Raw genomic sequence first — 25,217 nt, 5'->3', positions numbered from 1 at the left:
AGGGCCGCGGCCTCGGCGGCCGGGCCCGTCGATTCAGTAGTCGATGCGGGTGGCGGTGTGCGCCCACTCCGTGAACGGCGCGACGCGCTCGGCAGCCGGCAGCTCGATGTCGGACACCGGCATGATCTCGCGATCCTCGGCGCCGCCTTCGAAGTACCGGTAGAACACGGCGTCGTCGAAGCCGGCATCGGCGGCGTCATCGCGGTTCGCGGCGAAGTACACCCGGTCGATGCGCGCCCAGAGCGAGGTGGCCAGGCACATGGGGCACGGCTCGCAGCTCGTGTAGAGCACGGCGCCGCTGAGGTCGAAGGTCCCCAGCCCCTGGCAGGCGTTGCGGATGGCGGTCACCTCGGCGTGCGCGGACGGGTCGAGGTTGGCGGTCACGCGGTTGACGCCCTCGAAGACACGGCCGTCGGCGGCGACGACGAGGGCGCCGAACGGGCCGCCGGCTTCACGGACGTTCTGCGTGGCGAGCGCGACGGCGCGGGCCAGGTAGGCGGCCGGCGTGGCGTCGACCGCGGAGGTGGTGGCGGGCGCTGGGGTGCTGTTCATGCGGAGAGCTTCCTTGCTTTCAGCGCAGTGATACGGCTTATCGGGTCGGACCCGGAGTCGGGTCGTTCCACGAGATATACGTCGAACCGCTCGATGTTGGTGATGTGCGCCGGGGCCGAGGGTGCGGCGCCGGGTTGGGACGACTGTAACAACGATGGCGTGGACGTGTCGAGGACTTTTCGGAACACATATTCCATCATTCGGTATTCCGAGTTTGCAAACCGCATTCACGGCGCTATGGTCTCTCTCATGACGCATTTTCGGATCCGGGAGGCAGCGAGTTTGCTGGGCGTCAGCGACGACACCATCCGCCGCTGGGCCGCGGAAGGGATCTTGACCCTCTCCCGCGACGACTCGGGGCACCAGGTCGTGCCCGGGACGGAGCTCGCCGAGCGCGCTCAGGCGATCGCCGCCGATCCCGGCGAGGACGAGATCCTGCGCAGTGCCCGCAACCGCTTCGTCGGACTCGTGACCGCCGTGCGGATCGAGGGGCTCATGGCCCAGGTCGAGGTGCAGAGCGGTCCGCACCGCATCGTCTCCCTGATGTCCGCGGAGGCCGCTCAGGAGCTGGCGCTCGAGGTCGGATCGAAGGCCGTCGCCGTCACCAAAGCCACCATGATGATCATCGAAGCCGAGAGGACCGACTCTCGATGAACCGACTCCGCCTCCCCGCACTCACGACCGCGGCGCTTGCCGCCGCCCTGGTGCTCAGCGGTTGTTCCGGCACGGCGACCGCGCCGAGCACGGCCTCGTCCACGCCGTCCGCGACGGCGACGAGCAGCGCGACCGGCGAGTTGACGGTGTACGCTGCCGCGTCGCTCAGCGGCGCCTTCGCGAAGATCTCCGACGCGTTCTCCGCGGAGAACCCGGGCGTGACGGTCAAGCCGATCACGTACGACGGATCCTCGACCCTCGCCACGCAGATCATCGCCGGCGCGCCGGTCGACGTGTTCGCCTCCGCGGACACCAAGAACATGGACAAGGTCGCCCAGGCGGGCATGGCCGGGGATGCCCCCGTCTTCACGACGAACGCGCTGCAGATCGCGGTCGAGCCGGGCAATCCGCACAAGGTCACGGGGCTGGAGTCGCTGAGCGACCCGGCTCTCAAAGTCGTCCTCTGCGCCCCGGCCGTCCCCTGTGGCAACGCGGCGAAGACGCTCCTCGACGACGCAGGAGTGACCGTCACGCCCGTGAGCGAGGAGCAGAACGTGACGGCGGTGCTCACCAAGGTCAAGTCCGGAGACGCGAACGCCGGCCTCGTCTACACCACCGATGTGAAGGCGGCCGGGTCCGCGATCACAGGGATCACGATCCCCACCGCGGACAAGGCGGTGAACTCGTACCCGATCACGGTGCTCAAGGGGGCGCCGAACCCGAAGGCCGCCGAGGCGTTCGTGACGTTCGTGCGCTCGGACGCCGGGCAGAAGATCCTGAAGGACTTCGGGTTCGGCGCCAAGTGACCATCGAACGCCGTATCGCAGAGGCATCGTGACGATCGCCGGGACCGGGATCCGCGGGCGCCTTCCGGCATGGCTGCTGATCCCGGCAGGTGTCGCGGTGCTCTTGCTGGTGCTGCCGTTCGTCGCCCTGATCGTCCGACTCGACTGGGCGACGGTCCCCGCAGCCGTCACCTCGCCCGAGGCCGTGCAGGCCCTGGGCCTCTCCCTGATCACCGCGACGATCGCGACCGCGATCTGCGCCGTGCTCGGAGTGCCTCTGGCCGTCCTCATCGCGCGCAGCCCGAGCGGTCTCGCCGCCGTGCTGCGCACGCTCACCACGCTGCCGCTCGTGCTGCCGCCGCTCGTCGGCGGGATCGCCCTGCTTTCGCTCCTCGGCCGCAACGGCCTGTTCGGCGGTGCGCTCGCCGTCCTCGGCATCCGGATCCCGTTCACCACCACGGCCGTCGTGATCGCGCAGGCCTTCGTGGCCCTCCCCTTCCTGGTGATCTCGATCGAGGGCGCGCTGCGCGCGATCGGCACCGAGCACGAACGGGTGGCCGCAGGGCTGGGCGCGAGCCGGTTCACCGTCTTCCGGCGCATCACGCTGCCGCTCGCCGCCCCCGGCCTGGTCGCGGGGACCGTGCTGTGCTTCGCCCGCGCGCTCGGCGAGTTCGGCGCGACCGCCCTGTTCGCCGGCAACGCGGCGGGCGTCACGCGCACCATGCCGCTCGCGATCTACACGGCGTTCAACGGCGCCGGCGTGCAGGAGGACACCGCGATCGCGCTGTCGCTCATGCTGATCCTGGTCGCGATCGCCGCCCTCGTGCTCGTGCGCGGATGGCGCCCGGGAGCCGTGCGATGACGCTCTCCGTCGACCTGCGTACGGAGCGCGGCGCTTTCGCCGTCGCCGCGGCGTTCGCGGTGCGACCCGGGGAGATCCTCGCGGTGATCGGTCCGAACGGCTCCGGCAAGTCCACGCTGCTCGACGCGATCGCGGGGAACCTGCCCTCGACCGGCCGGGTGGCGATCGGCGATCGCGTGCTCGACGACAGCGCGGGCCCCGCGGGCGATCGTTCCGCCGGCCGCCCGATCCGCCTTGCCCCCGCCGAGCGCCGACTCGCCCTCCTCGGACAGCGACCGGTGCTGTTCCCGCACCTGTCGGTGCAGGAGAACGTTGCGTTCGGCCCTCGCGCGCAGGCGGTCCCGCACACGGACGCACTGCGGGCAGCGCGCGCCCGGCTCGCGGAGGTCGGCCTGTTGGAACTCGCCGAGCGCCGCCCCGCGCGCCTGTCCGGCGGGCAGCAGCAGAGGGTCGCGATCGCCCGGGCGCTGGCATCGACCCCCGAGGCGCTGCTGCTCGACGAGCCGTTCGCGGCGCTCGACGCGCAGACCGCGACCCAGGCGCGGAGGCTGATCGCCGCGCAGCGCGACGACGCCCGGATCCCGATCCTGCTCGTGACCCACGATCCGATGGACGCCCTCCTCCTCGCCTCGCGCACCCTCGTGCTGCAGGAGGGCGTCGTGGTGCAGCAGGCGGCGACGGCCGAGGTGCTGGGCCACCCCCACTCGCCCTTCGTGGCCGCGCTCGTCGGGGTGAACAGGCTGACCGGCTCCGGGAGCGGAACGGGCGCCGTGCGCGCGGACGGGATCGACTTCGCCGGTCACGGGGATCCGATCGGCGCAGGAGCCGGCGCGACCGTCGTCTTCGCCCCGGGATCCGTCCGGGTCCTCGCCGACGCGGACGAGGCCGACGATCGCGCCACCGCCGGGACGGGCTCGGTCTGGACGGGCGCGGGCTGGACGGGAACGGTCGCGGAGTTGGAGCCGGCGGCAGCCGGGATCCGGATCCGCACCGCCGAGCACCCCGCGATCGCCGCGGACTGCCCGTCGACCGTCGCCGTCGCGCTGGGCCTGAGGCCGGGTCAGCGCCTGCGCTTCCGGGTGTCGGCGGAGGACGTCTCGATCCGGCGCGAGGCCTGAGCGACCACCGCTCCGCGCGGCTTCCCCCACCCGGGCGGTGCTACCGTTGCCCCTCGAGAGGAGGAGCCGATGTCGTTCACGCCATCCGAGAAGACCCGCGCGGTCCGGCTCGCCTCCACGGGTCTGCGCGATGCGCGCGAGCGCCCGCTGCGCGATCTGCGGATCTCCGTGACCGACCGCTGCAACTTCCGCTGCGTGTACTGCATGCCGCGGGAGGTTTTCGGTCGCGACTATGCATTCCTCGAACGGCATGAACTGCTCACCTTCGAGGAGATCGAACGGATCGCGCGCGCCGCGCTCGGCCACGGCGTGCGCAAGCTGCGTCTCACGGGCGGCGAGCCGCTGCTGCGACGCGGGCTCGAGGAGCTCGTCGCGATGCTCGCAGCGCTGCGCACCGTCGAGGGGACCAAGCCGGAGATCGCGCTGACGACCAACGGCTCCGCCCTCGCGGTCAAGGCGGTCGCCCTGAAGGCCGCAGGCCTGGACCGCGTCACGGTCTCGATCGACTCCCTCGACGACACGCTGTTCCGCCGGATGAACGACGTGAACTTCCCCCTGCAGCGCGTCCTGGACGGGATCGACGCGGCGCAGGACGCGGGCCTCCCGGTGAAGTTGAACACCGTCGTCAAGCGCGGGCTGAACGACGGCGAGATCCTGCCGATGGCGGAGCGCTTCCGGGGGACGGGGCACACGCTGCGCTTCATCGAGTACATGGACGTCGGCGCGACCAACGGCTGGACGATGGACGACGTGGTCCCCTCGGCCGAGGTCGTCGCACGGATCGCCGAACGTCATCCGCTCGAACCGATCTCTGCTTCGGTGCCCGGGGAGACCGCCCGGCGATGGCGCTACCTCGACGGCGGCGGCGAGGTCGGGGTGATCTCCTCGGTCACGAACGCCTTCTGCGGAACCTGCAATCGCGCCAGGCTGTCGACCGAGGGACGCCTGTTCACCTGCCTGTTCGCGAGCGAGGGCCACGACCTGCGCGCGCTCCTGCGTGGCGGCGCGGACGACGCGGAGCTCTCCGCCGCGCTCGCGGGCATCTGGGGGATCCGCGACGACCGGTACTCGGAGATCCGCTCCCTGCTCACACCTGAGCTGCGCGCGGCCCGCCCGCACGTCGAGATGAGCTACATCGGCGGCTGAGTCCGCGCCCGCCGAGCGGCAGGCGTGCGGCCGGGCACGGACGCGGACGCCGGATGTCTAGAGCCCGACCCACTCCGAGACGCCGGTCTCGTAGTGCTGGCGCTTCCAGATCGGGACGCCTCGCTTGATCTCCTCCACGAGCCGTTCGCACGCGTCGAAGGCTTCCTTGCGGTGCCCGGCCGACGCGGCAGCGAACAGCGCGACGTCGCCGATGCGCAGGTCGCCCACCCTGTGGGACGCCGCCACCCGCAGCCCGGTCTCGGCCGCGACGCGGTCCACGATCTCGCGCAGGAAGCGCTCGGCATCGGGGTGCGCGCGGTAGTCGAGCGCGCGCACGGCCTGCCCGCCGTCGTGATCACGGACCACCCCGGCGAACATCACGGTCGCGCCGTGCGCGGCATCGGCCACCGCCTCGCGGATCGCGGCCTCGTCGAGAGGCTCCTCGCTGATCTCGGCCAGGGTCATGCTCGTCCTCCTCGTGCGGGTTCGACCCGCGGCTCCGCATCCGCCTCGGCGCCGATCGTCTCGCCGCCGAGCTCCGCGAACGCGCGGATCCCTCCGGCGAGGTAGACCGCGTCGATACCGCGCTCCCGCAGCAATCGCACCGCCCGGCGCGAGCGCGGATCCTGCGCGCAGTAGACCACGAGCGGCGCCGTCGCCGCGAGGAGCTCCGGCGGGACGGGCGCCCCGCCCTCGAGCTCGCCGAGGGGAAGCACGGCGGCGCCGGGGATCCGTCGTGCGGCGACCTCGTGCGGTTCACGGACGTCCAGGAGACGCGCCTCGCCCTCGCGGGTCTCCGCGAGCAGCGCGGCGGCGGAGACGGACGGCAGCTCCTCGGCGTCGCCGGCGGACGGCCCCGCGCAGAAGAGCTCGTAGTCCACGAGCTCGGTCACCGCGGGCGTGCCCTCGGCCCGCGCATACCCGATCTCCTGCGTGCGCGCGGTGAGCGCGTCGTAGAAGAGCACGCGTCCGACCAGGGGATCGCCGATGCCGGTGATCAGTTTGACGACCTCGGTCGCCATGAGCGATCCCACCGTGACGCACAGGCTCGGCAGGACCCCGCCGAGCTCGCAGGACAGCACCTCGGACGCCTGCGGCGGCACGGGGAAGAGATCCCGGAAGCCGACGGAGGGCACCGAGACGCCCACCTGCCCCTGGAAGCGCAGGATCGAGCCCCAGACCAGGGGTTTCCCCGCCAGGGATGCCGTGTCGTCCGCGAGGTAGCGGGTCGGGAAGTTGTCGCTGCCGTCCACGAGCAGGTCGTAGTCCTCGAGCAGCGCGGGCAGCGTCTGCGCCGTGGCGCGTTCCCGGTGCGTGACCACGGTGACGGAGGGATCCGTCGCGGAGACGGTCTCGGCGAGCGAGTCCGTCTTGGCGCGCCCCAGGTCGGCGACGCCGTGGCTCAGCTGCCGCGGCAGGTTGGAGAGCTCGACGGTGTCGTCGTCGAGGACGCCGATCGTGCCGACGCCCGTCCCGGCGAGCGCGGGGACGAGGGCGCTGCCGAGCCCGCCCGCGCCGATCACGAGCACCCGCGCGGCCCGCAGCCGGCGCTGGGACGCCTCTCCGAATCCGGGCAGCATCAGCTGGCGGCTGTACCGGGAGATGAGCTCGGGGGTCAGCTCCTGCCCCGGTTCGACGAGCGCGATCATAGGATCGAGTGTACGGCGGGATTGCCGTGGCAGGATGGATACGTTTCCGACATGCGGAGGCATGATTCCGCAGAATGAAGGTCAGTGGAGGGAGAGGTGCGATGATCACCGTCCGATACTTCGCGGCCGCCGCCGACGCCGCGAGCCGCGACGAGGAGCTCCTGGAGATCCCCGCCCCCGCGACGCTGGACGCTCTGCGCGCGGAGCTGATCCGCCGCTACGGGGACCCGATGGCGCGCGTGCTGCGCTCCGGATCCTTCCTCGTCGACGGGACCGTGAGCCGCGACCCTGCCCGCCCGCTGGGCGCCAGGGTCGACATCCTTCCGCCCTTCGCGGGCGGCTGAGAGGAGCCGGAAGTGAGTGACCTGACACATCTGCGGGCGGATGGCACTGCGCACATGGTCGACGTGACCGACAAGGCCGTGACCCGACGGGAGGCGACCGCGCAGGCGGTGCTGCGCACCACCGCCGAGGTCGTGGCGAAGATCGCCGACGGCTCGCTCCCCAAGGGCGAGGCGCTGGGAACGGCACGCATCGCCGGGATCATGGGCGCCAAGCAGACCTCGGCCCTCATCCCCCTGTGCCACCCGCTGCCGCTGAGCAAGGTCGAGATCGATTTCGAGCCCCAGCACGACGCCGTGCGGATCCTCGCGACCGCCGTGACGACCGGGGTCACGGGCGTCGAAATGGAGGCGCTCACCGCCGTGAGCATCGCCGCCCTGACCCTCTACGACATGATCAAGGCGGTCGACAAGCACGCGGTGATCGACGACGTCCGGGTCCTCGCGAAGTCGGGCGGCAAGAGCGGCGACTGGTCGATCGCATGACCCGCTCGGCTCTGGTCCTCGTCGTCTCCACCCGCGCCTCCGCCGGGGTCTACGCCGACGAGACGGGTCCGCTGATCCGCACGTGGCTGACGGAGCGCGGCTTCGCGGTGCCGGAGCCGATCGTCGCCCCGGACGCCGAGGTCGCCGTCGCGCTGGCGGCGGCGCTCGCGACGGGGCCCGATCTGATCCTGACGACCGGAGGGACGGGCGTCTCCCCCGACGACCGCACGCCCGAGGCCACCTCCGCGCTGCTCGACCGGGAGCTCCCAGGACTCATCGAGGAGTTGCGCCGTCGTGGCCTCGCGGCCACGCCGATGGCCCTGCTCACCCGCGGCGTCGCCGGGGTGGCCGGACGCAGCGTGGTGATGAACCTGCCCGGATCGCGCGGCGGCGTGCGCGACGGGCTCGCGGTGCTGGATCCGATCCTCGATCACCTGCTCGGACAGGTCGCGGGCACCGCCGGACACTGAGGTCCGCCGCGGGCGCCGCCGCGCACGGGCCGTAGAGTTGTCTGCGATGGCAACCGGGGCGACGATCCACACGTTCGACGTGCAGCTGGCGGACACCGACCGCGGCGTCTACGAGGACTACGCGCTGCGCGTGGCGCGGCACCCCTCCGAGACCGACGCGTACATGCTCACGCGCGTCCTCGCGTACGGCCTCGAATTCGCCGAGGGGATCGCCTTCGGCGAAGGACTCTCCTCGACCGAGGAGCCCGCCGTCGTGGTCCGCGATCTCACCGGGCGCCTCGTCGCCTGGATCGAGGTCGGCGCGCCCGATGCGGAGCGTCTGCACCACGGCAGCCGCCTCGCGGAACGCACGGTCGTGTACACGCACCGCGACCCCGCGAAGGTCATGGCGGCGTGGCAGGGCAAGCGCATCCATCGCGCCGAGCACCTTCGCCTGCACAGTTTCGACTCGGGCTTCATCGACGCCGCCGTGGCGCTGATCGCACGCCGGAACGCGGTCACGATGACGGTCACCGAGGGCACGCTCTACCTCGACCTCAACGGCACGGCGCTCAGCACGGCCGTGCACGAGCACGTCCCGGGCTGATCCGCCGAGCGCTCAGGCGCCGCCGTGCTCCCGCAGCTCCCGGCGGGTCGGGTGATGGCCAGGGGCTTCCGTCCCGCCGGCGTACGCCGCGGCGATCGCCGACAACTGAGACGTCGAGGTGGACGGCTCCGGCGACCCCGCGGGCACGCCGGGCTCCGTGCCGGCGCCGTCCGCACCGGCGGCGTGCGCCGCCTCGGCGTCCGAAGCGGGCGCACCAGGGTGCGGCGACGCTTCCTCCCCCGACCCTCCGCCGCCGGGACCGGCCGGGTCCGGGCCGTCGCCACCGCCGTCCGCGGAGCCGGTGTCTCCCCCGCGCGCCGCCCGCCGGGCTGCGCGGCGCTCCTTCGCCCCCTCGACGAGGTTGTAGAGCGTCGGCAGCACGAGCAGTGTCAGCACGGTCGAGGACACCAGGCCGCCGATCACGACGATCGCGAGCGGCTGCGATATGAACCCGCCGTGTCCGGTGACGCCCAGGGCCATCGGGGTGAGCGCGAAGATCGTCGCGAGCGCGGTCATCAGGATCGGACGCAGACGCCGCGATCCACCGGCGATGGTCGCGTCGTGCGCGCTCATGCCCTTCTCGCGGTACTGGTTCACGAGATCGACGAGCACGATGGCATTCGTCACGACGATGCCGATGAGCATGAGCACGCCGATGAGCGAGGCGACGCCGAGCGGGACGCCTGTCGCGATCTGCAGCAGGATCGCGCCGGTCGCCGCGAACGGCACAGAGCTCAGCAGCAGGATCGGCTGGCGCAGGGACTTGAACGTCGCGACCATGACGATGTAGACGATGAGGATCGCGGCGAGCATCGCCAGGCCGAGCTGGCCGAACGAGTCCTGCTGCTGCGTGACGACGCCGCCGAGGGAGGCGTCCGCGCCGGCCGGCAGTTTCGCGTCCTTGATCGCCGCGCTCACGGTGGCCGACGCCGTGGCCAGGTCGTTGCCCTCCGGGGTGACGGACACGGTGGCGGTGCGCTGGCCGCGCTGCGTCGTGATCGACGCGGGGCTCTCGCTCTGGGCGACCGTGGCGATCTGGTCGAGGCGGAGGAGCCCGGTGCGAGAGGGGATCTGCAGCGCCTTGAGCTCGTCGATCGTGGCCGGCGGGTTCGCGGCCTGCAGATAGACGGTCAGCGAGGAACCGTCGATCTCGACCGTGCCGACCTGCTGCGGCCGCTGGGCCTGCGACACGATCCCGCCGACGGCGACCTCGCTGAGGCCCGCCTGCGCCGCGGCATCCCGGTCCACCTGCACCGCGATGTACGGCAGCGAGGCGGCGAGGTTGCTCGTGACCTGGCTGACGCCCTTGCGGCCCTCGAGCTTGGCCACGAGCGCGTCGGACGCGGTGCGCAGCGTCTTGTCGTCCGGGGCGGTGACCTTGACCTCGATGTCGCTGGATCCGAAGCCCTCCGAGGCGGCGATCGTGATGTCGCCGACGTCGGTGAGCTTCTTCACGGCCGCGCGCACGTCGGCCTGGATCGCGTCCTGATCCGCCGCGGGGTCGGTGGTGATCGAGTACGTGATGCCGGAGCCTCCGCCCGAGAACGCGTCGCGGAGGGCGGATCCGCTCGACCCGATCGAGACCTGCACGGTCTTGATGCCGTGGATGTCCTTGATCGCCTCCTCGACCTTCTGCGCGGCGGCGTCCTCCGCGTCGAGGCTCGGGGAGGAGCCGAGCGTCTGGGTCATGCTGAAGGTGTTCTGCCCGCTGGATCCGAGGAAGTTCACCTTCATGAGCGGTGCGGCGGCGCCCGTGCCGACGAGCACGAGGACGGCGAGGACGAGCGTGATCCAGGAGTGCCGGAGCGTCCAGCCGAGGATCGGGATGTACGCCTTCTGCAGCCGCGACGGCGGAGCGCCGGGATGCTCGGGGTCGATCACGCGTCCCTCGGCGTCGTGGAGCGGCTTGCCCGGGCGCAGGAACCAGTACGCCAGCACGGGGACGATGGTGAGCGCCACGAACAGGGACGCCAGCATCGCGATGGTGACCGTCAGCGCGAACGGGCGGAACAGCTCCCCGGTGACGTCCCCGACGAACGCGATCGGCAGGAACACGGCGACGGTCGTGATGGTCGACGCGGTGACCGCCGTCGCGACCTCCCGCACCGCGAGCAGGATCGACGCCTTCTTGTCGGCGTCGCCCACATAGTGCCGTTTGATGTTCTCGATCACGACGATCGAGTCGTCCACGACGCGGCCGATCGCGATCGTGAGGGCGCCGAGCGTGAGGATGTTCAGCGAGTAGCCGAACGCCTGGATCCCGATGAACGTGATGAGCACGCTCGTCGGGATCGAGATCGCGGTCACAAGCGTGGAGCGCACGGACAGCAGGAAGACGAGGATGATCAGGACGGCGAAGCCGAGTCCGAGCAGACCCTCCTCCGCGAGCGAGTCGATCGACTGCTGGATGAACGGCGCCTGGTCGAACACCGTCGTGAACGTCGCGCCGGGCAGGTCGCTCTTGAGCTGCGGCAGCAGCGCGGTGACGGCCTTCGACACGTCGACCGTGTTGGCGGACGGGAGCTTGGTGACCGCGATCGTCAGAGCGGGCTTGCCGTCGACGCGCGAGATCGAGGTGACGGGATCGCCGTCGAGCTTCACGCTCGCGACGGATCCGATCGTGGTGCCCGGCGCCGCGCCGACGAGCGGGATCGCCTGGATCTGCTCGACGCTGGTGAGCTTGTCGCCCGTCTGCACCGTGAGGGTCTTGTCGCCCTCGGTGATCGTGCCGCCGGGGAAGAGCGTCCCGTTCTGCTGCAGGGCGTCCTTGATCGCCGTGCTCGCGGCGCCGGCCTTGAGCAGCGCGGTCTGATCCGGCACGATCGTCACCCGCTTGCCCTGACCGCCGACGAGCGAGGCGGCGTTGACGCCCGCCTGCCTCTCGATCTTCGGGATGATCGTCGAGGTGATGCGCTGCTGGGCGAGCGCGGCGTCGTCGAAGCCGGTCACGGCCACCTGGATCACGGGGAGGTCGTCGATGCTGGCGCTGATGACCTGCGGATCCACCCCGTCGGGGAGCTGCGAGGAGATGCGCCCGATCGCCTGCGTGATCTTCTGCTCGGCGGTGGCGAGATTCGTCCCGTACGCGAACGACGCCTGGATGACCGAGGAGTTCGTCGTGCTCGTGGCGGTGGAGGTGTCGAGACCCGGAACACCCTGGATCGCGGTCTCGATCGGCGTCGAGACGTCGTGCTCCACGACCTCGGGCGAGGCGCCGGGGTAGCTCGCGACGACGGCGAGCTGCGGGAACTCGATCGAGGGGATGAGCTCCTGCTTGAGATTGGTCAGCGCGAGGCCGCCGAAGACGGCGGCGACGATCGTGATGAGGGCGATGAGCGCGCGGTTGCGCAGGCTCAGGACGGCGAGCTTCGACACGGTTTCAGTCTCCCGATCGGCGGGTGGTCGGTGATGGCACGGAGGCGGAGTGGGCGGATTCGATCACGAGGATCCCGGTCAGACCGGTCTCGATCGTGGCGCGGGAGGGTGCGGCCTCGCCGATGAGCGTCGCCCAGAGCAGCCCGTCGATGAACGCCGCGGCGGCCCTCGCGCGGGTCGCGCCGTACGAGGGGGTGAGGAACTCGACGAGCCGGTCCGACCACAGGCGGGCGAGCGCGCGGACGCGCGGGTCGTGCACCGCCGCGGTGACGACCGCACGGTCGGCGTGCACGGCGCCGGCGTCGGCGAGCCCCTCCACCAGCAGCCGGGTGAGCACGGCGGGCGTCACGCCCTCGGCGTCGAGGACCGCTTTGACCTCGCCCGTGCGTGCGTCGATCTCCCGAGCGAGCTCGGCGAGGGCCTCGGCCCGCAGGTCGTCGAGGGTGTCGAAGTACTGGGTCGTCGCCCCGAGCGGCACGTCGGCGCGCCCGGCGATCATGCGATGCGTGACGGCGTCGACGCCGACCTCCGTGATGAGCTCGGCGGCGGCGCTCACGATCGCACGACGGCGCGCCGCGGGATCGCTGCGGCGTCGTGCCTGTGCCATGCCGTCCCCTCTCGGCCGTCCCTCTGTACATCTGTACAGAGTCGAGTGTAGAACGACCTGAGAGCGACGGGGAATCCGTCATCCGCTGCTCTGCTCAACGGGCGAGCGCGGCGCCGAGCGCGAGCCCCGCCCCCGCGGCGAGAAGGCCGAGGAGCAGCATCCCGACCGCGTTGAAGGCCGCCGCCCTGGACGCCCCGTCCCGTCGCAGCGCCACGGTATCGAGCATCGCGGTGCTGAAGGTCGTGTACCCGCCGAGGAGCCCCGCCCCCACGATGAGGACCGCTGCGGGGAAGCCGCCGGTCACGAGGCCGAGCGCGAAGGAACCGGTGAGGTTGATCACGAGCACGCCCCAGGGATAGCGGGTGCCGACCAGCCGGGCGACGAGGAGATCGACCAGGTAGCGCAGGCCCGCGCCGATCCCTCCGGCGAGCGCGGCGCAGACGAACAGGATCGGACTCATCCGCCCTCCCCCCGACGCGCGCCCCGCGGGCGCGCCAGATCGAGTCCCAGAGCCGCCGCGCCGATCCCCAGCACGAGGCTGCCGATCGCGTAGCCGACCGCGAGCACCGGGGCTGCTCCCCACAGCGTGATCGTGCCGACCATGAACGAGCTGTAGGTGGTGAACCCTCCGAGCACCCCGGTGCCGAGGAAGATCCGCCGTGCGCTCGATCCCGGCAGCCGGGCGGCGAGCACCCCGATGAGGAACGCGCCCCCGACGTTGGCGAGGAGCGTGGACCAGGGCACGGCTCCCCAGCCCGATCCGCTCGTGGCGGGCAGGGCGAGGCCGAGGCCGATCCGCGCCGCCGTGCCGATCACGCCGCCGGCCACGACGAGACCGAGACGCAGCGGGACGGGGGAGGACACGGCTCTCAGCCTATGCCCGCGTCCGTCCTCGTCCGCGAGCGCGGAGCCTGCTCCCGGACGCGTTCCGTAGACTCGGGCGGGGCGGTCGCCCGAATCGTGGCCGCCGGGAGCCGGCGGAGGAGGACGATGCCCGCGTGAGGATGAGGATCGCCTTCGGCTGGTCGCGCCTCCTCACCGCGGCCGTGTGCGCCGCCGCCCTCGTGCACCGGCTGTTCTGGGGTCTCGGCTCGCAGACCATCGCCGGCCAGAACTTCTTCGCCTACCTCACGATCCAGTCGAACATCGCCTTCGCAGCGCTCGCCATCGTCGCAGGGATGGTCGCGCTGCGCCGCGCGGAGGATCCGCCGTGGCTGACGGCCGCGCGCGCCGTGGTGCTCAGCTGGACGATCACCGCGGGCCTCGCCTTCGGACTCATCGTGTGGCAGGCCGGGGTGCACGGGGTGCCGATCTGGGTGCCCTGGTCTGACGTCGTGTTGCACTGGGTTCTGCCTGCCTGGACGATCGTCGCCTGGGTGTTCGGACCCGGCCGTCGCGCGGCGCCGTGGCGGATCCTGCCGGTCGTGCTCGCCTACCCGGTCGTCTGGGGCGTGTTCACCATCTGGCGCGGAAGGATCGTCGGCTGGTACCCGTACTACTTCTTCGACCCGCGTCAGGTGTCGGGGCCGGGCGAGACCGTCGTCGCGTGCGCGACCGCGCTGGCGATCTTCGCCCTCGTCGCGGCAGGCCTCGTCGCGCTGAGCCGGCTGCACGTCACCGCCGGATCCGGCGCCACCCCCGGATCCCGCGCCGCCCCCGGCTCAGTGTGACGGCGTGGGCGTCGGCGACGGGGAGGGGGTCTCCGCGACGAAGAACCGCAGCGATTCCCGCACCCCGAGGAGGGCCTGGTCGTCGCCGAGCTTGGCGAAGGCCTCCGCATCCGGTCCTCCCACGAGCCCGACGAGCACGGGATGACCGGTGACCGGCCGCAGGTTGAGCCAGGTGCGGATCGGTCCGTCCCCTCCGACGACGTGCCAGATGTCGGCGTCGGCCTTCCAGAACGCCTCGTCGAAGCGCGCCCACACGGTCTCCACGAAGCCCGAGGCGAGACCCGCGATCGCGCCCCGCTGCGCGAACGGCAGCGCGGGCGAGAACTCGATGCCCTGCCGTTGCAGCACACCGAGCGGTGCCGTGACGACGACCCGGTCGAAGGACTGCGCCTCCCCCGTGCCCAGCCGCAGGCTGACCCCCGAGTCGTCGTACGCGACGCGGGAGACCGGGGAGGCCAGAGCGACCTTGACGCCGTCGAGCGCGTCGTCCACGAGCACCGAGAGATCTCCGTCCGCACCGAAGAGCGCATCGGGGAGGAACGACGGCGGGTACCAGCTCGATGCCTTCGCGGTGTCGGCCCCCGTGGTCGCCTGAACCCAGGCGAGCGCGGCGGCCAGTGCCGGATCCTCGGGGTTCGCGCCGGCCGCGGTGAGCGCTTCGTCGACGGGGACGTCGGACGCCGCGTTCGCGGCGCGCTCGAGCGCGGCCTTCAGCGGACCGCCGTCCACGGTCGGGGCGGCGCCGTCCTTCGACCAGCCGGTCGCCGCGTCGAAGCCGATCCGGTGGATGCCTTCGGCGGCGAGGGTCCCGCCGAGCGTGCCGGCGTCCTCGGTCGGGGAGAGCCACGCGCCGAGCTGGACCGTGAACGGCCAGTCCTTGCCCGAGATCGACCGGATCCGGCCGCCGGTGCGTTCTCTCGCCTCGAAGACGGTGACCGTGCGTCCGGCGTCGGAGAGGGCCCGCGCGGCCGCGGCGCCCGCGGCACCCGCGCCGATCACCGCGATCCGCTCCTCGCTCGAGGAAGCCGCGACGACCTCCGCGGCGGCGCGGCGCCCGGAATCGACCGCGCCGGGCACGGTCCCCGGGCGGTCGGGGTCGGTGGCCTCCCCGGCGAAGAACACGCGCTGCGCGAGCGCGGAGGAGAGGTCTTCGCGCAGCCGGGGCGTCGCCCCCGCCGGCAGGTAGCTCATCGCCCCGCGGGCGTAGGGATCCGTCGACCAGGCGCTGCGGACCCACGCCGCGGGCTCCGGCGCGGCGCCGGGGGCGAGCGTCGGCCGTGGTCGCGGAGGACGGGTCGCCGTGGGACTCGTGGTGGGCGACGGCTGGGGCGTGCACGCGGCGAGGACGACCGCGACGGCACCGGCTCCGGCGCCGACGAGCAGGGTTCGCCGCGTGATGCCCATCGTGCTGTCAGCCTATCCCGCCGCCCCGTGCCTCGCCCACGCGGAGAGCGCCCGCATCGGCCGGAGCGCGTTCAGTCCGCGTCGACCTGCCCTCGCGCGAAGTAGCCGATCAGGTCCTCGCTCAGCGGGGGCACCTCGATCGCGGATCCGTCGCCCCGCAGCGAGGCGGTCGCGAGGATCCCCGCCGCCACCGCCTCCCTCGCCGCGACCGGGGAGGTCTCGGTCGGCCCGCCGTCGCGCACGAAACGGAGGAACTCGGCGATGAGCAGGGCGTCGGCGCCGTCGTGCCCGGCGTCGGGGACCTCCGGGATCGGGAAGACCTCGTCGGCCTCCGCGAATCCGCGGTGACGACGGTCCCACAGGCGCACCTCGCCGCCGGCGCTGTCGCCGATGTTCTCGATGCGTCCCGCGGTGCCGATCACCGTGTAGTTGCGCCAGTAGTCGGGCGTGAAGTGGCACTGCTGGTAGGACGCGAGCACGCCGTTGTCGAGCGTCATCGTGACCATCGACACGTCCTCGACGTCGATCACGGGGTTCAGCCCGGTCAGCGACGCGGGCGGCCAGTTGTCGACGCTGAACCAGTCCGGCATCCGCTCGCCGACGCGGTCCCGCCGATCCTCGTTCTCCCCGTAGACGGTGAGCGCGCCCATCGCCGCCACGCGCGCGCTGTATCCGCCGGCGAGCCAGTGGATGATGTCGATGTCGTGCGCGCCCTTCTGCAGCAGCAGACCCGTGGTGCGGCGCCGGTCGGCGTGCCAGTCCTTGAAGTAGTAGTCGCCGCCGTGACCGACGAAGTGGCGCACCCACACGGCCTTGACCTCGCCGATGCGACCGTCCTCGATGAGCCGGCGCATGAGCGTGATGACCGGCATGTGCCGCATGTTGTGGCCGATGTAGAGGCGGGTGCCCGTGCGCCGCGCGGTCTCGAGCATCCGATCGGCGTCGGCGAGATCGATCGCGAGCGGCTTCTCGCAGAACACCGCGACACCGGCCTCCAGGGCACGGATCGAGATCGCGGCGTGCGTGTCGTCCGGCGTCAGCACCATCACCGCGTCGAGGTCCGCGGCGAGCAGCTCGTCGAGGGAGTCCGTCACGAGGGCGTCGGGCGCGAACGCGCGCGCCTCCTGCCTGGCGCGTTCGGAGGGATCGCAGACCGCGACGATGCGGGACCCTTCGCCGGGGCGATGCGCCTCCGTGCGCAGGGACGCGCGCGCGCCGAAGCCGATGATTCCGATACGCAGATCCACGCGGTCCTGCTCCTTGCTGTCGAGGGGTGATGGTAGGCGGTGGAGGGCGGAGGGGGACGTCATGCGCGCGCCGGCGGGGCGTCGAGGTCGGTGGATCCGCCGGGGAAGAGTGACCACGGGAACTCGTGCATGCGCGGCGGATCCGGCTGCTCCTGCACCGCACGGCCGACGATGATCTGCGCCTGCCGCTCGTAGAAGTCGGTGGGGCCGACCGTCGTGAGCGTCGGGGCGATGAGATGCGCGTCCGGAGTGTTGCCGACACCGATCACGGCGACGTCGTGCGGCACGCGCAGGCCGAGCATGTGCGCGGCGTTGATGGCCGCGATGCCCGCGAAGTCGGTCGTCGCGTAGATCGCGCTGGGACGCTTCGGGCGCGACAGGAGCTCCACCGCGGCGGTGAAGGCGGTCGCCTGCGTCCCCGCGAAGAAGGCCTCGTGCTCGGGACGATACGGCAGTCCGGCGGCGGCGAGCTTCTCCCGGTAGACGGAGTAGCGGGTGCGCTGGGTGGCGCTGGCGTCCACGGCGCTCTGGGCGGCGAGGCAGCCGATCTCCGTGTGGCGTTCGAGGAGCGCGTCCATCGCGAGCTCGCAGCCGGGCAGCGACAGCGAGCGGATCACGTCGAAGCCGTCGGCCTCGAGCGTCTCCGAGAAGACGACCAGGCGCTGCCCGCGCCCGACCAGGCTCTGCAGCTTGCGCCGGGTCTCGGCGTCGTCCTCGATCCTGTCGAGGTACGCGACGTCGCTCTCGACCCGTTCGAGCGCGGCATGCCAGTCCCCGTCGGCGAGGATCAGGGTGGTGAGGCCGTGCCTGTTGGCGGCCTCGTTCACCGCCTCCGCGACCGCGAGCGCCCACGGGTCGCTGAGCATGTAGAGCGAGAGCTGGACCATCTCGGTGCGGCCCGTGCGGATCGCCTGCGCCGCCCGGTTGGGCCGGTAGTGGAGGCGCGCCGCCGCCTCGTGCACGCGGCGGGCGGTGCCAGGAGAGACCCCGGCGCCCGGACCCCGCCGTCCGGAGAACACGTAGGACGCGGTGGCGGTGGACACGCCCGCGGCCTCGGCCACGGCGCGCAGCGTGGCGCGACGCGGACTGCTCGCGGACGAGGCGCTCTCGCCCGCGACGACCTCGTCCACCGGCTCGGGAACGGATGCGGATTCCATGGTCAGCCCTTCGTCCCGGAGAAGGCGATGCCCTGGATGAACTGGCGCTGCAGGATCATGAACGTGATCAGCATCGGGAGCGTCGCCAGCAGCGCTCCGGCCATCAGCACAGGATAATCCGTGCCGTGCAGGCCGACGAGCTGGGACAGGCCGACCGACAGCGGCATCTTCTCGGGATCGGTGGTCACCACGAGCGGCCAGAGCAGATCGTTCCACGACCACAGCACGGTGAAGACGGCGAGTGCCACGATCCCCGGCTTCGCGAGCGGCAGCATGACCTTCCAGAAGACCTGCCACGGGTTCGCCCCGTCGATCCGCGCGGCCTCCTCCAGCTCGGCGGGAAGCGACATGAAGAACTGGCGCATGAGGAACGTGCCGAACGCGCTGAAGATGCCGGGGACGACGAGCGCCTGCAGCGAGTTCAGCCAGCCGAGCGACTGGACGATCTCGTACTGCGGCAGCAGGTAGAGCTGCGACGGCACCATCAGCACGGACAGGAACACCACGAACAGGGCGTTGCGTCCGCGGAACGGCATGCGCGCGAACGCATAGCCGGCCATCGTGCACAGCACCACTTGGCCGAGCGTGCGGCCGATCGTGAGCAGCACGGAGTTGAGGAACATCTGCGCGAACGGCATCGAGTCGAAGACCTTGCCGAAGTTGGTCCATACCCAGGGCGAGGGCAGGATCGTCGGCGGCACCTGCACGGAGGCCTGGAACGTCTTGAACGCGGTGAGGGTCTGCCACACGAAGGGGAAGACCATGAGCACGGCGCCGAGGATCAGCACGATGTGCACGGCGAGCAGGCCGCGGTTGAGGGGACGCCGCCGGGGAGCGTCCGGCACGCCGGCGAAGGCGCGGGTGTCGGCGGGGATCGTGTCACTCATAGTGGACCCACTTCTTCTGCAGCCGGAACTGCACGACGGTCAGCACGAGGATGATCACCAGGAGCAGGAAGGCGATCGCCGCCGCGTAGCCCTGCTCGTGGTCGATGAAGCCCGCCTGATAGAAGAGGTAGACGATCGTGCGGGTGTTCGGCATCGCGGGGTTGTTGCGCCCGAGCATCATGTAGACGAGGTCGAACACCTGCAGCGCGCCGATCACGCCGATCACGCTGACGAAGAAGATCGTCGGGCTGAGCATCGGGATGGTGATCGAGAAGAACTTGCGGATCGGACCGGCGCCGTCCAGGTCCGCGGCCTCCATGATCGTGTCCGGGATGCCCTGGAGCCCGGCGAGGAAGATGACGACGTTCGTGCCCAGCCCCGCCCAGATGCCGACGACGGCGATCGCGACGAGCGCCGTGTGCGGATCCGTCAGCCAGGACGTGCCCCGGATGCCGAACACGGCGAGGAACTGGTTGAGCACCCCGAAGTCGCCGTTGAAGATCATGCGCCACACGAGCGCGATGGCCGCGGGCATCGTGACGACGGGGATGAAGTAGAGCGTGCGGTAGGCGCTGCGCCCCTTGAGTCCCGCCGTGTTCAGCAGCGCGGCGATCGCGATGGCGATCGGGATGCCGACGAGCGCGATGACCGTGTAGATCGCCGTGTTGCGGAGCGCGCCGAGGAGCTCGGGGTCCTGGAACAGCCGGGCGTAGTTGGCGAGTCCGACGAACTGGGAACCGCCGAACGGGCCGGTCTCGGTGAACGACATGAGGAACGTGCGCACCGTCGGCCACAGGTAGAACACGGCCATGCCGAGCGCCGTGGGGCCCACGAAGAGCAGCGCCCACCAGCCGGACTGATGCGGGCCGCGCCGCCGGCGGCGGCCGGAACCGGGGGCCGCGAGCCCCCGGTCCGGCACGGCGGCCGGCGCGATCTCGCGTGCAGCGATCGCCTCGGTCATCTCACTTCTTCTCCTTGTCGAGGAGCTCCTGCATCCGGGAGGCCAGCGTCTTCAGCCCGGCCTCCGGGGTCACGCTCCCCGCCCAGACCTGCGACAGCTGCTCGTCCTCGACGGCGTTCCACGCGGCGGTGTTCTTCGATACCGGGTACGGCACCGCCGTCTTCAGCGCGTCGATGTAGACCTGCAGGTGGTACTGCGGGAGCGCCTTCACCCAGGCGTCCTGCGTCCCCGAGAGCGCGGGGATCACGATTCCGGCGTCGGCCTGCAGACCGGCCGCCTCCGAGCCGCTCGCGAAGGCGGCGAACTGCCGGGCCAGGTCGAGGTGTTTGCTCTTCGCGTTCGCGACGTTGGCGAGTCCGTGGATCACGCTCTGGTTGCCCGCCTTCCCCGCGGGCAGCGGCGCCACGTCCACCTTGTCGGCGACGTCCGCGTTGTCCGCATAGGTGTGCGCGGCCCAGGAGCCGTTCTGCAGCATCGCGACCTTACCGCTCAGGAACATGTCGGTGGGCGCCGTGTCGGTCATCTGCTGCGCCGTCGGCGAAGACCCCGCCGCGATGAGGTCGGTCCACAGCGTGATGCCGGCGAGCGCCTCTGGGGAGCCGTATCCCGTCTTGGTGCCCGCCGCGTTGATGACCTGGCCGCCCGCCTGGGCGATCGAGTCGTAATAGTTCTCCTGGTTGAACTGTGCGGCGGCGATGCCGTACTGCCCCTTGGCGGGATCGGTGAGCTTGGCCGCGGTCGCCTTCATGTCGTCCCAGGTCCAGCCCGCCTTCGGATAGGCCACGCCGGCCGCGTCGAAGAGGGTCTTGTTGTACCAGACGGCGATCGTGTCGAAGTCCTTCGGGGCGCCGTAGAGCTTCCCGTCGAAGGTGTAGAGGTCGACGAGCCCCTTCGGATAGTCCGCGGTCTTGATCCCGGTGTCGTCAAGCGGCGCGATCACGCCGTTCGAGGCGTACAGCTGGAAGTTCGGGCCGTTCATCCAGAACGCGTCGGGGGCGGAACCGCCCGAGACCGCGGTCTGCAGCTTGGTGAAGTACTCCTTGTACGGCGTCACCTGGATGTCGATCGTCACGTTCTTGTGCGTCCGCGTGAATGCATCGGCGATCTTCTGCATCGTCGGCTTCTGCGTCGCGTCCCAGATCCCGTAGGTGAGGGTGACCGGGCCGGAGTCGGCTTCCGCCCCGCCCGAGCTGCACGCGGCGAGGCCCGCGGCGGCCGCGGCCGTGACGGCGAGGAGCGCCGCCGTTCTGGTGAGTCTGCGTCGAATCATCCTGATCCTCCTTTGGATCCTGGTGCTGCGGGCCGAGACGGGTGTTCCGCCCGGATCGGGGCGCGTCGGGAGAGGCGACGATTCGCGAGGAGGGACCGTGCCGTGACGCTGTCTGTGAGGGATGTTAATCGATTAGCTAACCGATTAATAGGTGAGATTAGGCGATCATGTACGCGGGCGCAAGTGCTCGGCGAGCCCCTTCGCGTTCGACGCGCGTTCCCGCCTCTTTCCTCGCCGTGCGCTCCCCTACGCTGGGCGGATGTCCGCCTCGCCCTCCGCCCCCCACCGCGATCTTCGCCCGCACGTGCTCATCATGGGCTGGGACGGCGTCCGCGACGACGTGGTGCGGGCCGTGCACACGCCGCACCTGGACGCGCTCGCCGCGCGAGGATTCTTCGCGACCGTGCGGGTGCACGAGAAGAACCCGACGATCTCGGGGCCCGTGTGGTCGACCCTCGCGACCGGGGTCTACCGCGACCGCCACGGCGTGCACGACAACGACTTCCGCGGCAACGCCTTCGCCGCCCACCCCGATCTGTTGACGCGCGTGCGCGCCGCTCTGCCGGGATCGACGACCTTCGCCGCCGCGTCCTGGGCCCCGCTCGTCGAGGAGGTCGCGGGAGGCCCGGTCTTCGCGCCCGGCGGCTACCGCCCCGCGCTGCCTCCCGGCACGGAGGACACCGGATCGCTCGAGCTCATCGCCGCGATGGACGACGCGGTCATGAACCGCGCGGCCCGCGAACTGCTCGACCGCGACCACGCGGTCGTCTTCGCGTACGCGGTGCTGCCGGACATGGTGGGTCACGCCGAGGGCGTCACGGACCGCTACCGGGCCGCGATCGAGGCGTGCGACGAACAGCTCGGGGTCCTGCTGGCCGCGATCGCCGCCCGGCCCACGCGGTCCCAGGAGGAGTGGACCGTCGTCGTGGCGACAGATCACGGACATCTCGACGCCGGGCACCACGGCGGCGACTCCGACGAGGAGCGCCTCGCCTGGATCGCCGCCGCGGGTCCGGGGATCGCCCCGCATCCGGTGGGAACCGCGCCGCTCGTCGATCACGCCGACGTGCTCCCGCAGGCCCTCGCGGCGCTGGGCCTGCCGGCGGACCCCACGCTGCCCGGCCGACCGTTCGGCGCGGCGGCGGGGCCGACACCGACTCAGCGGCCGGCGACGGCGTCCGAGAGGTTCGCCTCCGCGTAGATCCGCAGCGCGTCGCGGACGAATATCGCGCCCGTCGTCGTGCCGTTCTCGCGGTCGGCGGCGGTGGCGTAGTTCGCGCCGAAGCGGGGGTCCGCCACGTACATCTCGGCGAGACCGGTGACGTAGGCCCGTCGATCGGCGCCCGGATCGTGTGCGGGCGTCCCGGGGACGCCGGTGAGCCACGCGACGTGACGGCGCGCGACGTCCTGCGCCTCGGCCGACGCGGGATCCGCCCCGTCCTCGGCGAGCGCGATCCAGGCGGCGCCGAGGTCGACGACGCGCTGCTTCCACGCGGCCCTGTCGTCCTCCGACAGCTCCCGCCACCAGCGGTCGCCGTCCGCGTAGGCCTCGGTCCCCCAGCGGGTCTCGACCTCGTCCTTATACCTCGTGTGATCGAAGCCGTCGAACATGCTCTCGGGCATGAGGGCTCCTCCTTTCCTCAGTGATGCGATGGTGTTCTGGACCGACGCGATCTGCCGCGCCAGCCTGGTCTGTTCCGCGCGGAGCAGACCGAGATGCGTCTCGAGCGCGGAAGCCGCCGAGGCGTCGCCGCTCTGATCCGCTCCGAGCAGCTCGGCGATGGCCGCAAGCCCCAGGCCGAGCTCGCGCAGCAGCAGGATGCGCTGCAGGCGCACGAGCGCCTCCGCGTCGTAGTGCCGGTAGCCGTTGGCCGCGATCCTCGTCGGCGGCAGCAGACCGATCTCGTCGTAGTGGCGCAGCGTCCGGCTCGTCGTGCCGGCGAGGCGTGCGATGTCCTGGATCGACCAGTCCCGTCCGCTCATCCCGGACCTCCTCTCGTGCTCCTGACTCCACGGTAGAAGTTGACGTCGCGGCAAGGTCAAGCAGGATTCGCGACGCGCACGGAATCACCCCTTGACAGCTTCGAGATATATCGTGTTATGCTCTTATTCACGATATATCTCGATCTGAGATCGGGATCCTCATCCTCATCCTCATCCTCATCCTCATCCTCATCCACAGGAGAACAGACATGACCGAGAAGTGGCTCATCGCCCCCGGGCAGGAGCGCGTGATCGACATCGAGCGCGCGTCGAAGCTCAAGATCGGACTGGTCGGCGGCCAGGTCGACGTGATCGCGCACGACGAACCGGGCATCCGGATCGAGGTGCACAACGTGACCGTCAAGGATCTGCGGATCGAATCCGACGGGACTCAGATCGAGATCGATCACCCGCAGATCGGCTGGGACAACTTCCTCGAGGTGTTCCGCAACTTCGGCGCCGGTGGCCCCAAGGCCGAGATCAGCGTGGCGGTGCCCCGCGACATCGCCCTGAACCTCGGCGTCGTCAGCGCCGGCGCGCTCGTCTCCGGGCTCACCGAGGACGCGCGGCTGAACACCGTCTCGGGCGATCTGATCGTCGACACCCACGCCGGCGACCTCACGCTCAACACCGTCTCCGGCGACGTCCACGTCCGCGGGCTGAACGGCGCGGCGACGGCCAACACGGTCTCCGGCGCCGTCGCCCTCACCGGCCAGGTGCGCAAGGCGACGATCGACAGCGTCTCGGGCGCCATGCTCATCGACGCCACGGGCGCGGTCAACACCGTCGCGCTGAACAGCGTGTCCGGCGACGCGACCGTCCGCCTCGACGAGGATCTCGCCTCGAACTACGTCACCCGCACGCTCAGCGGCCGTGTCGTGATCGACGGGGTGCCGCGCGGCAACTCCGGGCCGTCCAACTTCACCGGCTCGCGCGGCGAGCTGGCGGGATCCTTCGCGGATGTCCGGGTGAACACGGTCTCCGGCGACATCACGGTGCTGCGCCGCGACGCGGCCGAGGCACCGGTGTCCTTCACGGCGGACGGCGAGGACCTGCTGTGAGCCCCGCGGTCTTCTCCCACGGCGATCTGCGCCTGTACCTGCTCGCGCTGCTGGCGGAGTCGCCGCAGCACGGCTACGGCATCATCCAGGCGCTGACGGATCGCACGGGAGGCACCTACACCCCGAGCGCCGGCACGATCTACCCTCGCCTCGCGAAGCTGGAGGAGGAGGGCCTCGTCACCAAGACGGCCGACGGCCGGACCACGATCTACGCGATCACCGACGCCGGCCGGGCCGAGCTCTCCGCCCGCGAGGGGGATCTGCACACGATCGAGGCGGGACTGAACGACTCCGTCCGGCTCATCGCGAACGAGGTGCGCCAGAGCGTGCAGGAGGCGATGAAGAGCCTGCGGGCCGACCTCGCCGCCGCCGCGCGCGAGGAGCACTCCGCCTCGGCTTCGTCGTCCTCCCGGGAGGCCTCGTCCCGTGCGGACGAGCGGATCGCGAGCCGCGAGGAGCTTCGCCGCGCCGACGCGTCGATCAACGCGTTCCGCGCCCGCGTCCGCACGGATCTGCGCACGCACGTCGCCCGCGGCGGCGCGCTCCCCGGCACGGTCGTCAGTCAGCTCGACGACGCCCTGGACGCCGCGGCCCACGCTGTGACCGCCGCCCTGTCCACCCTTCCCTCCGGCGGTCGCTGAGCGACGCCCTCCCGCCGGGGACACCGCGTTTCGTCTCGCTGCGCTCGCTCAACGACCCCCAAAGCGCACCACCCGGGGGTCGTTGAGCGACGACGCCGCAGGCGACGGAGACGAAACGCCCCCCATCTCGGAGACCGCGTTTCGTCTCGCTGCGCTCGCTCAACGACCCCCAAAGCGCACTACCAAACCGGGGGCGTTGAGCGACGACGCCACCGGCGACGGAGACGAAACGCCCCCACCCCGGAGACCCCGTTTCGTCTCGCTGCGCTCGCTCAACGACCCCGAAAACGCACCACCCGAGGACG

27 protein-coding genes are annotated in these 25,217 nt (G+C 71.3%); 13 read left to right on the top strand and 14 right to left on the bottom strand.

Going from position 1 to position 25,217, the window contains the following annotated elements:
- Positions 1–33: 33 nt before the first annotated feature.
- Entirely contained in the window at positions 34–552 is a 519-nt protein-coding gene (locus Q0P88_RS09410; RefSeq protein WP_295013441.1) for a nucleoside deaminase, read from the bottom strand.
- 249 nt (positions 553–801) lie between these two features.
- On the opposite strand from Q0P88_RS09410, the gene Q0P88_RS09405 reads away from it, so the two are divergent.
- The 5 genes from Q0P88_RS09405 (at position 802) to moaA (ending at position 5,117) form a co-directional block, all read left to right on the top strand.
- Positions 802–1,206, top strand: coding sequence for a molybdopterin-binding protein (locus Q0P88_RS09405; protein ID WP_295013439.1), 405 nt, complete (start codon positions 802–804; stop codon positions 1,204–1,206).
- Complete coding sequence (gene modA / locus Q0P88_RS09400; protein WP_295013437.1) at positions 1,203–2,012, top strand: molybdate ABC transporter substrate-binding protein; 810 nt, start codon at positions 1,203–1,205, stop codon at positions 2,010–2,012. Before Q0P88_RS09405 ends, modA begins: the two co-directional genes overlap by 4 nt.
- Before the next feature lie 28 nt (positions 2,013–2,040).
- The gene (locus Q0P88_RS09395) at positions 2,041–2,853 is read left to right on the top strand and encodes an ABC transporter permease (RefSeq protein WP_295013435.1); all 813 of its coding nucleotides are present in this window, start codon (positions 2,041–2,043) and stop codon (positions 2,851–2,853) included.
- The gene (locus tag Q0P88_RS09390; RefSeq protein ID WP_295013433.1) at positions 2,850–3,971 is read left to right on the top strand and encodes a sulfate/molybdate ABC transporter ATP-binding protein; all 1,122 of its coding nucleotides are present in this window, start codon (positions 2,850–2,852) and stop codon (positions 3,969–3,971) included. Before Q0P88_RS09395 ends, Q0P88_RS09390 begins: the two co-directional genes overlap by 4 nt.
- Positions 3,972–4,040: 69 nt before the next feature.
- The gene (gene moaA, locus Q0P88_RS09385; RefSeq protein ID WP_295013431.1) at positions 4,041–5,117 is read left to right on the top strand and encodes a GTP 3',8-cyclase MoaA; all 1,077 of its coding nucleotides are present in this window, start codon (positions 4,041–4,043) and stop codon (positions 5,115–5,117) included.
- A 57-nt stretch (positions 5,118–5,174) separates the two neighbouring features.
- On the opposite strand, the gene Q0P88_RS09380 is transcribed toward moaA, so the two are convergent.
- Together Q0P88_RS09380 and Q0P88_RS09375 are read right to left on the bottom strand one after the other, a co-directional pair.
- Complete coding sequence (locus tag Q0P88_RS09380; protein WP_295013429.1) at positions 5,175–5,582, bottom strand: molybdenum cofactor biosynthesis protein MoaE; 408 nt, start codon at positions 5,580–5,582, stop codon at positions 5,175–5,177.
- Positions 5,579–6,766: a ThiF family adenylyltransferase gene (locus Q0P88_RS09375; RefSeq protein WP_295013427.1), complete on the bottom strand. Its 1,188-nt coding sequence runs from the start codon at positions 6,764–6,766 to the stop codon at positions 5,579–5,581. Before Q0P88_RS09375 ends, Q0P88_RS09380 begins: the two co-directional genes overlap by 4 nt.
- Before the next feature lie 101 nt (positions 6,767–6,867).
- On the opposite strand from Q0P88_RS09375, the gene Q0P88_RS09370 reads away from it, so the two are divergent.
- From Q0P88_RS09370 to Q0P88_RS09355, 4 genes are read left to right on the top strand one after another with little or no spacing between them, the layout of a single operon-like run.
- Entirely contained in the window at positions 6,868–7,110 is a 243-nt protein-coding gene (locus Q0P88_RS09370) for a MoaD/ThiS family protein (protein WP_295013425.1), read from the top strand.
- Positions 7,111–7,164: 54 nt separating this feature from the next.
- Positions 7,165–7,593 carry a cyclic pyranopterin monophosphate synthase MoaC gene (moaC, locus tag Q0P88_RS09365; RefSeq protein ID WP_295013537.1) on the top strand — a complete coding sequence of 143 codons (429 nt, stop codon included), beginning with the start codon at positions 7,165–7,167 and terminating at the stop codon, positions 7,591–7,593.
- The gene (locus Q0P88_RS09360; RefSeq protein WP_295013423.1) at positions 7,590–8,063 is read left to right on the top strand and encodes a molybdenum cofactor biosynthesis protein B; all 474 of its coding nucleotides are present in this window, start codon (positions 7,590–7,592) and stop codon (positions 8,061–8,063) included. The genes moaC and Q0P88_RS09360 overlap by 4 nt, the downstream gene beginning before the upstream one ends.
- A gap of 46 nt (positions 8,064–8,109) precedes the next feature.
- Positions 8,110–8,649, top strand: coding sequence for a YaeQ family protein (locus Q0P88_RS09355; protein WP_295013421.1), 540 nt, complete (start codon positions 8,110–8,112; stop codon positions 8,647–8,649).
- A 12-nt stretch (positions 8,650–8,661) separates the two neighbouring features.
- On the opposite strand, the gene Q0P88_RS09350 is transcribed toward Q0P88_RS09355, so the two are convergent.
- The 4 genes from Q0P88_RS09350 to Q0P88_RS09335 all read right to left on the bottom strand — a co-directional run bounded on the left by Q0P88_RS09350 (position 8,662) and on the right by Q0P88_RS09335 (position 13,495).
- Positions 8,662–12,024 (bottom strand): efflux RND transporter permease subunit, encoded by a 3,363-nt coding sequence (locus Q0P88_RS09350; protein ID WP_295013419.1) that lies wholly within the window; start codon positions 12,022–12,024, stop codon positions 8,662–8,664.
- 4 nt (positions 12,025–12,028) lie between these two features.
- Positions 12,029–12,631, bottom strand: coding sequence for a TetR/AcrR family transcriptional regulator (locus tag Q0P88_RS09345; protein ID WP_295013417.1), 603 nt, complete (start codon positions 12,629–12,631; stop codon positions 12,029–12,031).
- A gap of 94 nt (positions 12,632–12,725) precedes the next feature.
- A complete protein-coding gene (locus tag Q0P88_RS09340; protein ID WP_295013415.1) occupies positions 12,726–13,091 on the bottom strand; it encodes a CrcB family protein in 366 nt (121 codons plus the stop codon).
- On the bottom strand, positions 13,088–13,495 hold the full coding sequence (locus Q0P88_RS09335) for a CrcB family protein (RefSeq protein ID WP_295013413.1): 408 nt from the start codon (positions 13,493–13,495) through the stop codon (positions 13,088–13,090). Before Q0P88_RS09335 ends, Q0P88_RS09340 begins: the two co-directional genes overlap by 4 nt.
- Positions 13,496–13,635: 140 nt before the next feature.
- On the opposite strand from Q0P88_RS09335, the gene Q0P88_RS09330 reads away from it, so the two are divergent.
- On the top strand, positions 13,636–14,301 hold the full coding sequence (locus tag Q0P88_RS09330; protein ID WP_295013535.1) for a Pr6Pr family membrane protein: 666 nt from the start codon (positions 13,636–13,638) through the stop codon (positions 14,299–14,301).
- Here Q0P88_RS09330 and Q0P88_RS09325 read toward each other — a convergent pair.
- The 6 genes from Q0P88_RS09325 to Q0P88_RS09300 form a co-directional block, all read right to left on the bottom strand.
- A complete protein-coding gene (locus Q0P88_RS09325) occupies positions 14,293–15,705 on the bottom strand; it encodes an FAD-dependent oxidoreductase (protein ID WP_295013412.1) in 1,413 nt (470 codons plus the stop codon). The two genes, Q0P88_RS09330 and Q0P88_RS09325, sit on opposite strands and share 9 nt — an antisense overlap.
- Before the next feature lie 71 nt (positions 15,706–15,776).
- A complete protein-coding gene (locus Q0P88_RS09320) occupies positions 15,777–16,952 on the bottom strand; it encodes a Gfo/Idh/MocA family protein (protein WP_295013409.1) in 1,176 nt (391 codons plus the stop codon).
- A 59-nt stretch (positions 16,953–17,011) separates the two neighbouring features.
- A complete protein-coding gene (locus tag Q0P88_RS09315; protein WP_295013407.1) occupies positions 17,012–18,109 on the bottom strand; it encodes a LacI family DNA-binding transcriptional regulator in 1,098 nt (365 codons plus the stop codon).
- A gap of 2 nt (positions 18,110–18,111) precedes the next feature.
- Positions 18,112–18,996, bottom strand: a complete 885-nt coding sequence (locus Q0P88_RS09310; protein ID WP_295013405.1) for a carbohydrate ABC transporter permease — start codon at positions 18,994–18,996, stop codon at positions 18,112–18,114.
- Positions 18,989–19,957, bottom strand: coding sequence for a carbohydrate ABC transporter permease (locus Q0P88_RS09305; protein WP_295013404.1), 969 nt, complete (start codon positions 19,955–19,957; stop codon positions 18,989–18,991). The genes Q0P88_RS09310 and Q0P88_RS09305 overlap by 8 nt, the downstream gene beginning before the upstream one ends.
- Position 19,958: 1 nt before the next feature.
- On the bottom strand, positions 19,959–21,227 hold the full coding sequence (locus Q0P88_RS09300) for a sugar ABC transporter substrate-binding protein (RefSeq protein WP_295013402.1): 1,269 nt from the start codon (positions 21,225–21,227) through the stop codon (positions 19,959–19,961).
- A gap of 259 nt (positions 21,228–21,486) precedes the next feature.
- Between Q0P88_RS09300 and Q0P88_RS09295 the strand changes: the two genes are divergently transcribed.
- Positions 21,487–22,428 (top strand): alkaline phosphatase family protein, encoded by a 942-nt coding sequence (locus tag Q0P88_RS09295; protein ID WP_295013400.1) that lies wholly within the window; start codon positions 21,487–21,489, stop codon positions 22,426–22,428.
- On the opposite strand, the gene Q0P88_RS09290 is transcribed toward Q0P88_RS09295, so the two are convergent.
- A complete protein-coding gene (locus Q0P88_RS09290) occupies positions 22,386–23,210 on the bottom strand; it encodes a MerR family transcriptional regulator (protein WP_295013398.1) in 825 nt (274 codons plus the stop codon). The two genes, Q0P88_RS09295 and Q0P88_RS09290, sit on opposite strands and share 43 nt — an antisense overlap.
- Before the next feature lie 209 nt (positions 23,211–23,419).
- On the opposite strand from Q0P88_RS09290, the gene Q0P88_RS09285 reads away from it, so the two are divergent.
- Both Q0P88_RS09285 and Q0P88_RS09280 read left to right on the top strand, forming a co-directional pair.
- The gene (locus tag Q0P88_RS09285; RefSeq protein WP_295013396.1) at positions 23,420–24,271 is read left to right on the top strand and encodes a DUF4097 family beta strand repeat-containing protein; all 852 of its coding nucleotides are present in this window, start codon (positions 23,420–23,422) and stop codon (positions 24,269–24,271) included.
- Positions 24,268–24,912, top strand: coding sequence for a PadR family transcriptional regulator (locus tag Q0P88_RS09280; RefSeq protein ID WP_295013394.1), 645 nt, complete (start codon positions 24,268–24,270; stop codon positions 24,910–24,912). The genes Q0P88_RS09285 and Q0P88_RS09280 overlap by 4 nt, the downstream gene beginning before the upstream one ends.
- Positions 24,913–25,217 lie beyond the last annotated feature (305 nt).

The organism is uncultured Microbacterium sp. (assembly GCF_945952435.1).
Lineage (GTDB): Bacteria > Actinomycetota > Actinomycetes > Actinomycetales > Microbacteriaceae > Microbacterium.
This window is presented reverse-complemented; position numbering and strand designations above follow the sequence as displayed.